11 protein-coding genes are annotated in these 11,824 nt (G+C 64.8%); 2 read left to right on the top strand and 9 right to left on the bottom strand.

Annotation, left to right across the window (positions count from 1 at the left end; genetic code table 11):
• Positions 1-35: 35 nt before the first annotated feature.
• The 6 genes from P9272_RS12790 to P9272_RS12765 all read right to left on the bottom strand — a co-directional run bounded on the left by P9272_RS12790 (position 36) and on the right by P9272_RS12765 (position 6,831).
• Positions 36-818 (bottom strand): carnitinyl-CoA dehydratase, encoded by a 783-nt coding sequence (locus P9272_RS12790; RefSeq protein ID WP_128259901.1) that lies wholly within the window; start codon positions 816-818, stop codon positions 36-38.
• Entirely contained in the window at positions 811-2,889 is a 2,079-nt protein-coding gene (locus P9272_RS12785; protein ID WP_278160823.1) for an acetate--CoA ligase family protein, read from the bottom strand. The genes P9272_RS12790 and P9272_RS12785 overlap by 8 nt, the downstream gene beginning before the upstream one ends.
• A 64-nt stretch (positions 2,890-2,953) precedes the next feature.
• Positions 2,954-4,117 (bottom strand): acyl-CoA dehydrogenase, encoded by a 1,164-nt coding sequence (locus tag P9272_RS12780; RefSeq protein ID WP_278160822.1) that lies wholly within the window; start codon positions 4,115-4,117, stop codon positions 2,954-2,956.
• A 4-nt stretch (positions 4,118-4,121) separates the two neighbouring features.
• Entirely contained in the window at positions 4,122-5,264 is a 1,143-nt protein-coding gene (locus P9272_RS12775; RefSeq protein WP_278160821.1) for a carnitine 3-dehydrogenase, read from the bottom strand.
• Between the two features lie 2 nt (positions 5,265-5,266).
• Complete coding sequence (locus P9272_RS12770) at positions 5,267-5,893, bottom strand: peptidase (RefSeq protein ID WP_278160820.1); 627 nt, start codon at positions 5,891-5,893, stop codon at positions 5,267-5,269.
• Positions 5,894-5,907: 14 nt separating this feature from the next.
• A complete protein-coding gene (locus tag P9272_RS12765) occupies positions 5,908-6,831 on the bottom strand; it encodes a 3-keto-5-aminohexanoate cleavage protein (RefSeq protein ID WP_278160818.1) in 924 nt (307 codons plus the stop codon).
• A 124-nt stretch (positions 6,832-6,955) separates the two neighbouring features.
• Here P9272_RS12765 and P9272_RS12760 point away from each other — a divergent pair, with 124 nt between their 5' ends.
• Entirely contained in the window at positions 6,956-7,936 is a 981-nt protein-coding gene (locus tag P9272_RS12760; protein WP_278160817.1) for a GlxA family transcriptional regulator, read from the top strand.
• A 29-nt stretch (positions 7,937-7,965) separates the two neighbouring features.
• Here the strand turns inward: P9272_RS12760 and P9272_RS12755 are convergent, their stop codons facing one another.
• Positions 7,966-8,169 (bottom strand): hypothetical protein, encoded by a 204-nt coding sequence (locus P9272_RS12755; RefSeq protein WP_128259908.1) that lies wholly within the window; start codon positions 8,167-8,169, stop codon positions 7,966-7,968.
• A 199-nt stretch (positions 8,170-8,368) separates the two neighbouring features.
• A complete protein-coding gene (gene xylA / locus P9272_RS12750) occupies positions 8,369-9,694 on the bottom strand; it encodes a xylose isomerase (protein WP_278160816.1) in 1,326 nt (441 codons plus the stop codon).
• 112 nt (positions 9,695-9,806) lie between these two features.
• Between xylA and P9272_RS12745 the strand changes: the two genes are divergently transcribed.
• Entirely contained in the window at positions 9,807-10,169 is a 363-nt protein-coding gene (locus P9272_RS12745; protein ID WP_128259910.1) for a nuclear transport factor 2 family protein, read from the top strand.
• Between the two features lie 188 nt (positions 10,170-10,357).
• On the opposite strand, the gene xylB is transcribed toward P9272_RS12745, so the two are convergent.
• On the bottom strand, positions 10,358-11,812 hold the full coding sequence (gene xylB, locus P9272_RS12740; protein ID WP_278160815.1) for a xylulokinase: 1,455 nt from the start codon (positions 11,810-11,812) through the stop codon (positions 10,358-10,360).
• Positions 11,813-11,824: the final 12 nt, after the last annotated feature.

Here is an 11,824-nt window from a genome sequence, read left to right as displayed (position 1 = left end):
AGAGGGGGGTGTGAAGGAACGCCATTGCTGCGAGATTATCGTCCCTTCCAAACCGGATCGCGCTTCTCCGCGAACGCCCGGAACCCCTCCATATTATCTTCCGACCCGTAGAGGATGTCGACCGTCCGAAGCTGCCGGCGCGTCACCTTGTTCATGGCGTCCTGGAAGGTCAACGCCTCGGCCACCCGCGCCGTCTCCTTGATCGAGGCGAAGACCAGCGGCGGGCCGCTGGCCAAAAGCCTCGCGATCTCCCAGACGCGCTCCTCGAGCTTGTCCTTGGGCAGCACCTCGTTGACCAGGCCCCAGCGATGCGCCTCGGTGACATCCATCCAGCGGCCGGTGAACAACAGGTCCATCGCGATATGGTAGGGAATGCGCTTCGGCAGCTTGATCGTCGCGGCATCGGCCAGCGTGCCGGCGCGTATCTCGGGCAGCGCGAAAGAGGAATGGTCCGAGGCGTAGATGAGGTCGCAGGACAACGCCAGCTCGAAGCCGCCGCCCACCGCCATGCCGTTGACGCAGGCGATCACCGGTTTGTTCAGGTCGCGCAGCTCCTGCAGCCCGGCAAAGCCGCCGACGCCATAGTCGCCGTCAACCGCATCGCCGGCTGCCGCCGCCTTCAGGTCCCAGCCGGCGCTGAAGAACTTGTCGCCGGCCGTCTTGACGATGGCGACGCGCAGCTCCGGATCGTCGCGGAACGCCTTGAAGGTCTCCCCCATCAGCCGCGATGTCTTCAGGTCGATTGCATTGGCCTTCGGCCGGTCGAGCGTGACTTCGAGGATCGCGCCTTCGCGGCGGGTGGTGATGACGTCAGCCATTCTTTTTTTCTCCAAGCACCAGCAGGGCGTCCGCGATCCAGGCGCCCTTGCCTTCGGCGCAGACGATCAGCGGGTTGATGTCGAGTTCCTCGATCTCGTCTTCGTTCTTCTGCACGAAGTCGGCAATGCCGGCGATGGCGTCGATGGCTGCCATCACGTCGGCCTTCGGCCGACCGCGATAGCCTTCGAGGAGAGGATAGAGCTTCAACCCACGCAATGCCGCCTCGATGTCGTCTCGCGTCGCCGGCAGCATGAGCGTCACGCTGTCGCGCAACAGCTCGACCAGCACGCCGCCAGTGCCGAGCGTCATCACCACGCCGAACATCGGGTCGCGGGTGAAGCCGACGATCAGCTCGGCTACGCCGTCGCGCACCATGCGCTCGGCATAGAGCCCGGTGCCGAGCGGCAGAAGGTCATGCGCGGCGGCACTGACGGATTCGGCATCCTTGAGGTTCAGCCTGACGGCGCCGACTTCCGACTTGTGCGTCACGCCGAGCGCCTTTAGCGCCACCGGGAAGCCCAGCGTCATGGACGAGATCACCGCCTCGACCGCATTGGAGGCGCGCTCGCCCTTCGGCACCGGCAGGCCGGCCTTGATCAGCCTTTCCTTGGCTTCAGCCTCGTCCGGCGTCACGCGCCTGACTTCGGACGCGCCTGCCGCAGTTGTGTCGACAGGCTGCGCCTGCGGCTCGCGCCAGGCCCAGCCGATGAAGGCGGCGGCCTGGGCGGCGTCCATGGCTTCGGAAATGCCAAACAACGGCACCATGCCGCGCGCCATCAGGCCTGCAGTGTATTCCTCCGGCAGGTTCTCCGGCAGCGAGGAGACGATCGCGCCTTGCGCCTTGTTGGTCTTCAGCGCCGCTTCGAAGGCGCGCAGCGTCGCCCACCAGTCGACGTCCGAGCAGCGGTCGGGGCGCGGGAAGTCGAGCACCAGCATGTTCAGGTCGAAACCGCCCGACACCATGGCCGTGAAGGTGGCGGTCATCGCCGGCTCGTTGTTCCAGATGAAGGTGTGGTAGTCGAGCGGATTGGCGACCGCCACCAGCGGCCCGAGCGTCGATTTGACATGCGCGCGATGCTCGGCCGTCAGTGTTGGGAAATGCACCCAGCGCCCCTCGGCGCTGTCGGCCATCACGGACGCCTCGCCGCCCGAGCAGCTCATCGAGGACAACTTGTAGCCGGGCAACGGGCCGGTGATGTGCAAGAGCTTCAGCGCCTCGATGAAGGCTGGGATGGAATCGACGCGGGCTATGCCGAGCCGCTTCAGGAAAGCGCCGGAGGCGGCGTCCGAGCCCGCGAGCGAGGCGGTGTGCGACACCGTCGCCTGCCTTGCCTGTTCGGACCGCCCGACCTTCATGGCGATGATAGGCTTCTTCAGCTCGCGCGCCCGCGCCGCGAGCTTCTCGAAGCCCGCGACCGAATCGAAGGCCTCGATATGCAGGCCGAGCGAAGTGACGCGCTCGTCCTCGATCAGGCCGAGCGCCATTTCCGAAAGGCCGGTCTGGGCCTGGTTGCCCGCCGTCATTAGGAAGGCGATCGGCAGGCCGCGCTTCTGCATCGTCATGTTGATGGCGATGTTGGACGATTGGGTAATGATGGCGACGCCCTTGCCGCCTTCGGCCAGGCGGATGCCGCCATGCTGGTCGGGCCACAGCAGGGCGCCGTCGGCATAGTTGATCAGGCCGTAGCAGTTCGGGCCGATGATCGGCATCTGGCCGGCGGCGGCGACGAGTTCGGCCTGCAGCCGCTCGCCGTCCTCGTCATAGGCCTCGGTCTCCAGGAAGCCCGCCGCGAAGCAGACGGCACCGCCGGCACCGCGCTCAGCCAGCGCCTTGATTACGTCGATGGTGAGATGCCGGTTGACGCCGACAAAGGCGGCGTCCGGCGCGCCCGGCAGGTCGGCGACGGAACGGTACGCCTTGCGGCCGGCGACCTCGTCCTTGGTCGGATGCACCGGCCAGATTTCGCCGGCAAAGCCCATCTTGATTGACTGCGCCACGACGGCAGCGGCCTGCGCTCCGCCGAACACGGCGATCGATTTGGGGCGCAGGAGACGTTCGAGTTTATGCATGGTCATCTTTTCGTTTGAGCATGTTCCCGTCCAAAGCCCGATCCCGGCTCTGGCGCATCATGCTCTAAGCCCCGAACGGACGCAGCAGCGCCCGCGAAATAATATGTCGCTGAATTTCCGACGTGCCTTCCCAGATGCGCTCGACGCGGGCGTCGCGCCAGATGCGCTCCAGCGGCAGGTCGTCCATCAGCCCCATGCCGCCATGGATCTGGATGGCTTCGTCGGCGACGAAGGCGAGCATTTCGGTGGCCTTGAGCTTGGCCATCGCCATGTCCTGGTCGGTCACGGTGCCCTGATCGTACTTCCAGCCGGCTTCGAACACCATCAGGTCGGCGGCCTTCAGTTCCGTCGCCATGTCGGCGAGCTTGAAAGAGACGCCCTGGAACTTGCCGATCTGCTGGCCGAACTGCTGGCGCTGCGCGGCATATTCGATGGCATGCGACAGCGCCCGCTCGGCACGGCCGAGGCAGGTCGCGCCGACTTGCAGACGCGTGGCACCGAGCCAGGAATTGGCGACATCGAAGCCCTTGTGCACTTGGCCAAGCACCTGGCTTGCCGGCAGCCGGCAGTCGTCAAATTCGAGAATCGAGTTGGTGTAGCCGCGATGCGAGACATTGCGGTAGCCGTCGCGCACGGAAAAACCCTTGGTGCCCTTGTCGACGAAGAAGGCGGTGATCTTCTTGCGCATGCCGCGCGGCGAATCCTCCTCGCCCGAGGCCATGAAGACGATGGCGAAATCGGCAATGTCGGCGTGCGAGATGAAATGCTTGGTGCCGTTGAGCACCCAGTCGGACCCGTCCTGCACGGCGGTCGCCTTCATGCCGCGCAGGTCGGAGCCGGCACCGGGTTCCGTCATCGCCAGGCAATCCCACTTCTCGCCACGGATGCAGGGGAAGAGGTATTTCTCGCGCTGCTCCGGCGTGCCGGCGAGCAGGATGTTGGACGGGCGCGCCACGCAGGTCCAATGCAGCGCGTAATTGGCGCGGCCAAGCTCCTTCTCGTAGAGTAGCCAGCTCACCGTATCGAGGCCGGCGCCGCCGACATCGGCCGGCATGTTGGCGGCATAGAGCCCGGCTTCGATCGCCTTGCCCTTCAACTCATCGATCAGCTCGCGGCGCAGCACGCCGGTGCGCTCCACCTCACGCTCATGCGGGTAAAGCTCGTTCTCGACGAAGGCGCGCGTCGTCTCGACGATGAGCTTCTGCTCTTCCGAAAGACCGAAATGCATCGCCTCAGCCCTTCTTCTTGCCGCTCTTCTTCGCCTTGTCGGCCTTCCCGGCTTTTGCTGGCTTTTCAACCTTTGCCGGCTTGGCTGCCTCCTTCCCAGGCTTTGTCGCCTTGGCCTTTGCGACAGCCTTAGCTGGGGCCTTCTTCGCCGCCAGCTTGGCGAGCTCCCTAGTATAGTCCTTGTGCAGCGCGCCGGCGCCCCAGCCCTTGCCCTTGTTCTGCTTCGACAGCGCTTCCATGATCGCGACCAGATTGTCGTCGCGGATGCGCTCGAGCTCACGGATCGACAGGCCGTGCGCCTGCTCGTCCGACTGCGTGGCGATCAGGTCGACCAGCTCGTCGTTGAACTCCGGCACGTCCATCAGCTTCGTCCACGGCCATTTCAGGCAAGGCCCGAACTGCGCCATGAAGTGGCGCATGCCCGCCTCGCCGCCGGCGACGCGGTAGACCTGGAACATGCCCATCTGCGCCCAGCGCAGGCCGAAGGAATAGCGCATGATGTCGTCGAGTTCCTCGACGGTGCAGATGCCGTCCTTGACCAGCCACAGCGCCTCGCGCCATGCGGCTTCGAGCAGGCGGTCGCCGACGAAGGCTTCGATTTCCTTGCGCACCACCACCGGCTTCATGCCGATCGAGGCATAGAGCTCCTTGGCGACCTCGATCGCCTCCGGGAACGTCTGCTCGCCGCCGACGATCTCGACCAGCGGCAGGAGATAGACCGGGTTGAATGGGTGGCCGACCACCAGCCGCTCCGGATGCTTCTTCATCGCCACCTGCATGTCGGTCGGCTTGATGCCGGAAGTGGACGAGCCGACGATGGCGTTGGCCGGCGCATGCGCGTCGATCTCGGCCAATACCTTGTGCTTGAGGTCGAGCCGCTCCGGCACGCTTTCCTGGATGAAGTCGGCGTCGGCCACCGCTTCGGCGATGGTCTTGGCGAAGGTCAGCTTGCCTTCCTTGGGCAGGCCGCCGGGCAGCATCTGCTTATAGGCGCGGCGCGCGCCCTTCATCACCTCGCCGACCTTGCGCGACGCCTCCGGATCCGGATCGAAGATCGCGACGTCGATGCCATTCAAGAGCAGCCGCGCCACCCAGCCGGCGCCGATGACGCCGCCGCCTATGGCGGCAGCCTTGTTGATGATGCTCATGGTCAGGCTCCGGTTCTTGTCTTGGCTGTTTCGGGGTTGGTGAGGGCCACGCGCTCGCCGGCGCGGATCACTGCCGGGTCGTAGGCCTTGCGGGCGAACACTTCGAGCACGAAGGGTCGGAAGAAGTCGACCGGCAAAGTCTCGTAGTCGGGATCGAAGCTCGACTGGTCCCAGCGTTCGCAGAACTGGTCGCAATCGTCGAAATAGGGATGGCCGGCGAAGCGGTCGCGGGCATGCCGGTTGCCGCCCAGGTGATGCGCGTAATAGAGCCGCTGGAAATCGCCGTGCTTTTCCACCACCCAGGTGCATTGCTCGCGCACGAAGGGCTTCAGGATCGCAGCCGCATATTCGTCGTGGTTGTAGGGCGCGTAGATGTCGCCGATGTCGTGCAGCAGCGCCGAGACGATCCAGTCGGTGTCGGCGCCGTCCTGCCACGCGCGCGTCGCCGCCTGCAGCGAATGGCCGAGCCGGGTGATCTTGTAGCCGGAAAGGCCCTCATCCAGCTGCACGAGCGCATCCAGCAGCCGGTCGCCGGTCTTGGCGGCATAGTCGATCTCATGGGCGGTCAGGAATTCGTAGTCTTCCTTGTCGCCGTCCTTCATCGCGGTGAACTTGACGGTATCAGTCATCGCCAACTCCCGCCTTAAGCTGCGGCAGCTAGGGGCGCCCGCTTGGTGAGGTTGAGCTTCTTGCGCACTTCTTCCGGACCGAGGATACGGGCGCCGAGATTGGTGACGATGCTCGCCGCGCGCTCGACCAGCTGCGCGTTGGTCGCCAGAACGCCCTTGTCGAGCCACAGATTGTCCTCGAGCCCGACGCGGACATTGCCGCCGGCAAGCACGGCCGCAGCCGCATAGGCCATCTGGTTGCGGCCGATCGAAAAGGCCGACCAGTTCCAGGTCGAGGGCACGTTGTTGACCATCGCCATGAAGGTGTTGAGGTCGTCCGGCGCGCCCCATGGCACGCCCATGCAGAGCTGCACCAGCGCATCCGGGTTGAGGACCTTTTCCTCGACCAGTTGCTTAGCGAACCACAGATGTCCGGTGTCGAAGGCCTCGATCTCCGGCTTCACGCCCAGCGCCGTCATCATGCCGCCCATGGCGCGCAGCATGCCGGGCGTGTTGGTCATCACATAGTCGGCCTCGGCGAAGTTCATCGTGCCGCAATCCAGCGTGCAGATCTCCGGCAGGCACTGGCGCACATGCTCCATGCGATTGGTGGCGCCGCCCATGTCGGTGCCTTTTTCGTTGAGCGGCAGCGGCGCTTCCGGCGAGCCGAACACCATGTCGCCGCCCATGCCGGCGGTGAGGTTCAGCACCACATCGACATTGGCGTCGCGGATGCGTTCGGTCACTTCGCGGTAGAGATGCACGTCGCGGCGCGGCTTGCCGGTCTCGGGATCGCGCACATGGCAGTGCACGATCGCGGCGCCCGCCTTGGCCGCGTCGATCGCCGAATCGGCGATCTGCTTGGGCGAGCGCGGCACATGCGGGCTGCGGTCCTGCGTGCCGCCGGAGCCGGTCACGGCACAGGTAATGAAGACCTCACGGCTCATCGCGAGCGGCATGGTTTATCCTCCCAGATTCGATCTGCCATGCATGCCGCCAAGCGCGGAAGCCGTTGGGCTATGCACGGGATGGACTCAGAATGACCGACTTGTTGGAAACTGTTTTGCGTATTACGAAGCTCTCATGATAAAAAACGAAAAGCAGACCATCTTTCGGTCCGAGCGCGAAACTCTCAAGGTGACATTCCTGGTGTTCTCGGGCTCGTCGATCATGTGCGTGGCCTCGGCGGTGGACCCGCTGCGCGCCGCCAACCGCATCTGCGGCGAGACGCTGTTCGATTTCAAGCTGGTCTCGGTCACGGGCGAGGCGCCGGTCACCACTTGCGGCCTGCCGGTTGCCGTCAGTGGCCGCTTCGACGCCGCCGAGGCGACCGACATGCTTGTCGTCGTCGCCGGCTTCGGCACGCAGAATTATGCCACCTCGGCCCTGCTTGCCGGCTTGCGCCGCGCCGCGCGTGCCGCGCGTGCCTGCGGCGGCGTCGAGGCCGGCACCTGGCTGGTTGCGCGCGCCGGCCTGCTCGAAGGCCGCAGTGCCACCACGCATTGGGAGGACATGGAGGATTTCTCCGCCGCCTTTCCCGGCGTCGACGTCCGGCCGGACCGCTATGTCATCGACGGGCCGGTCTTCACGTCGGGCGGCGCCTCGCCGACCTTCGACCTGATGCTGCACCTGGTCCGCACCAGGCTCGGCATGGCGATCGCGCTCGATGTGGCAAGCGTCTTCATCTACGATCAGGCGCGCGCCGCGACAGATGCGCAGCCGCTGGTCTCGCTTGGCCGACTCGACGGCTATGATCCCAGGCTTGCCCAGGCTATCCGGCTGATGGAAGCGCATGTCGACCAGCCGCTCACCATAGACGCCGTGGCCAAACGCGCCGGCGTGACGGCGCGTACTTTGGAAAGCGTCTTCCGCAAATCAATCGGCGAGACGCCAGGCGCCTACTACCTCAGGCTGCGCCTCAGCGCCGCCCGCCGCCTGGTGGTCGACACGCGCATTGCCATGGCGGATATTGCCGGGCGGACAGGCTTTTCGTCCGCCGCGGCATTCTCCAGGGCATTTTCAAGAGCTTTCGGCGAGGCGCCGGTCAGGCTTCGCCGAGGGTAGCGCTTTCCAGTTAAGCGGCGGTCCGCCGCTCAGGCGGCGCTCTTGCGCTCGCCGGCGCCGTCGATCTGTGAGCGCATCTGTCTCGCCAGACGGATTTCAAAGCGGTTGCTGACGGCGCGATCCCATTCGGTCTTCGCGTCGTCGGTCGGCCGCGGCAGTGCCATCAGCCGGTCGATGATCGATCCGGTTTCGCCGGACGAGAGCAGGGCGTCGATTTCGCTTTCGTGCTGCATATCGGTTCGCCTCCTTCTTCTTCACCCGCCACAGGAGCCACGTTTATACGAGTTCCGTGACGGCTGTTTGAAGGCAAGAACGAGGTGATTGAGGGGCAGTACGGGGCAAAGTTTTGTCGCGTGATTCCGCCCTCGCGAATGCAGTTTTCAGGCCTGCCCAGCGTCCCGACAGCTGGGACGCGAGGCAGGCTGCCGTTCTTTAGACATACCTGTTGACGATATTTTCCAGCAGCTCCTGCCGGCCGGAGCGCGGCTGCGGCTCGATCTTCTTCTTCACCACGCGTTCGGCGATCTCTTCCAGCGTGCGCTTGCCCGAAAGCATGGCCTTGCCTTCGGCGGTGTTCCAGCCGGCATAGCGCTCGGCGAGCGGGCCGGACAGCGCCTTGTCCTCGATCATCTTCGCCGCTGCCTTCAGGCCGCGCGCGCAGGCATCCATGCCGCCGATATGGCCGATCAGGAGGTCGTCCGGGTCGAGCGACTGGCGCCGGAGCTTGGCGTCGAAATTGGTGCCACCGGTCTTGAAGCCGCCGCCCAGCAGCACCTGGTAATAGGCCAACGCCATTTCCGGCACGTTGTTGGGGAACTGGTCGGTATCCCAACCCGACTGATAATCGTTTCGGTTCATGTCGATCGAACCGAAGACGCCCAACGCGTTGGCCAGCGCCAGTTCGTGCTCGAAGGAATGGCCGGCCAGGATCGCGTGGCCCTGCTCGATGTTGAGCTTGACCTCCTTCTCCAGCCCGAAGCGCTTGAGGAAGCCGTACACCGTGGCGACGTCATAGTCGTACTGGTGCTTGGTCGGCTCCTGCGGCTTCGGCTCGATCAGGATCGTGCCCTTGAAACCGATCTTGTGCTTGTAGTCGACAACGAGGTTGAGGAAGCGGCCGGCCTGCTCCTGCTCGCGGGCGAGGTCGGTGTTGAGCAGGGTCTCATAGCCCTCGCGCCCTCCCCACAGCACATAATTCTCGCCCTTCAGCTTCTTGGTGACGTCGATGCATTTCTTCACCGTCGCCGCCGCATAGGCGAACACATCCGGGTCGGGGTTGGTGGCCGCGCCCGACATGAAGCGGCGGTGCGAGAACAGGTTCGCCGTGCCCCAGAGCAGCTTGACGCCGGTCTTCTTCATCTTGTCGGCAAAATAGTCGGTGATCTCGTCGAGGCGCGCAGCGCTTCCGGAGAAATCCTTGCCTTCCGGACGCACGTCGGCGTCGTGGAAGCAGAAATAGGGCGCTCCGAGCAGCGAGAACATCTCGAAGGCGACATCGGCCTTGAGCTTGGCCAGTTCCATCGTGTCGATACCGCCCGGCTTGGCGAACCAGGGGCGGTCGAAGGTCTGGCCGCCGAACGGGTCGCCGCCCGGCCAGGCAAAGGAATGCCAGTAGGCGACGGCGAAGCGCAGATGATCTTCCAGCCGCTTGCCGGCCACCACCTCGTCCGGGTTGTAGAAACGATAGGCCAGCGGATTGGTCGAATCCGGCCCCTCATATTTGATCTTCTTGATGTCGCCGAAAAATCCGCTGCTCATGGTTTCCTTCCTCTCCGGGTGCATGCGCCCGATTACCTCAGGCGTAATTGGTTTGGCTCGTTGGCGGCGCGAAAAGGGTCATGTCGAAACGATCCAACGAAGGAGCATGACAATGACCGACCTCAATATGATCGCCCGCAACTACATCGCTGCCTGGAACGAGAGCGATGCGACCCGCCGCAAGGCGTTGCTCGAAGCGACTTTCACCAGCGATGTCAGCTATCGCGACCCGGTCATGCAGGGCGACGGCCATGAGGGCATCGCGGCACTGATCGACGGCGTGCAGCAGCGCTTCGCCGGCTTCCGCTTTTGGCTGAAGGGTGAGCCGGACGGTTTCGCCGACAAGATACGTTTCTCGTGGAATCTCGGACCCGAAGGTGTTGAGTCCGTCATCGAAGGCACCGACATCGGCGTCATCGAGAACGGGCGGTTGAAGAGTGTCACCGGATTTTTGGACAAGGTGCCGGCGCAATGAGGGTAGCCGGGTAAGGGAGGCGCGAGGCACCCCCCTCCGGCCTGCCGGCCATCTCCCCCGCAAGGGGGGAGATTGGCTGTCACCCAGCTCTTCGCCAATCGCCAGCGTTGACAATAGTGCGGCGCCGGAGCTGCTAATCTCCCCCCTTGCGGGAGAGATGCCCGGCAGGGCAGAGGCCTCGCGCCTGCTCACTCAGTTACAGCCCTTATCGCCGGATAAAGCGCTCGATACCTCTGATAGGCATCTGAGAAAGCCCCACCATGCCCGGCATCCGGCTCGATCGTCGCATCGGTAGCCGGCGCGGTGCACACCGCAAGCGGATCGGCCCCCGTCGCGGCGATCAACCCAAGCCGAGCCGCCCCGAAAGCCGCGCCGAAATCGCCGTCGGCGGGAATATCGACCGGCACCTGCAGCGCGGTGGCGATCGCCTTCAGCCAGTAGCGCGAGCGCGAGCCGCCGCCGATCGCGGTGACCCGGCTCAATGTCGTACCGGCCGTTTTCAGCGCTTCGAGACTGTCACGGAAGGCGAAGGCGACGCCTTCCAGCACCGCCTGAGTCAACACGGCCCGGCTCGATTGATGCGCCAGCCCGGTGAAGGAGCCGCGAATGGCCGAGTCATTGTGCGGCGTGCGTTCGCCCGAAAGATAGGGCAGGAAGGTGACACCCGTCGGCGCCTTGAGCTTGTCGCCGAGCTCGCCGGTCAGGTCGCCGGCGTTTTTTCCCGTGATTTCCGACAGCCAGTTGAGCGAATCGGTGGCCGACAGGATCACGCCCATCTGATGCCAGGTGTTGGGCAGCGCGTGGCAGAAGGTGTGCACCGCGCTTTCCGGGTTGGGCAAATAGGAGGCGTTGGCCGCAAACAGCACGCCCGACGTGCCAAGCGATACGAAGGCGTGCCCGGCGCCGACCGTGCCCATGCCGCAGGCCGAGGCCGCATTGTCGCCGGCGCCGCCGGCAACCGGGATGCCCGCCGCGATGCCCCATTTGGAAGCGAGCTCGCCGCGCAGCCCACCGGCCTTGGCGGTGCCTTCGACCAGCGACGGCATCTGTTTTTCGTCGAGTGACGTCGCCGCCAGCAGTTCCGGTGCCCAGCGGCGCTCGCCGACATCCAGCCAGGACGTGCCGGCCGAATCCGACATTTCCGAAATATGCTCGCCGGTCAGCCAGAGCCGCAGATAGTCCTTCGGCAAGAGCACCTTGGCCACCCTGGCAAAGATTGCCGGCTCGTTGTTCTTCACCCAGGCAAGCTTCGGCGCCGTGAAGCCCGGGAAAACGATGTTGCCGGTGAGCTTGCGGAAGCGCGGATCGGAATCGAGCGCCGCCGCCTCGACATGGCTGCGCGTATCGTTCCACAGGATGCAGGGGCGCAGCACCTTGTCCGATTGATCGAGCAGGGTGGCGCCGTGCATCTGGCCGGAAAGGCCGATGCCTTCGACCGCCGCAAGCTCTTTCGGGTGTGAAGCCTTGAGTTCGGCAATCGCCGTTTCGCAGGCCTCGATCCAATGCGACGGGTCCTGCTCCGACCAGCCGGGATGCGGTCGCGAGACATCGAGCGAGCCATGGCCGGAACCGATTACCTTCTGGCCGCCGTCGATCAGCAGCGCCTTGACGCCCGAGGTGCCCAGGTCGAGGCCGAGATACATGATTTCCTCCCA

It is taken from the genome of Mesorhizobium sp. WSM4976 (assembly GCF_029625685.1).
Taxonomy (GTDB): domain Bacteria; phylum Pseudomonadota; class Alphaproteobacteria; order Rhizobiales; family Rhizobiaceae; genus Mesorhizobium.
Note: the sequence above shows the minus strand (reverse complement) of the source record. Positions and strands in the feature narration are given on the sequence as shown.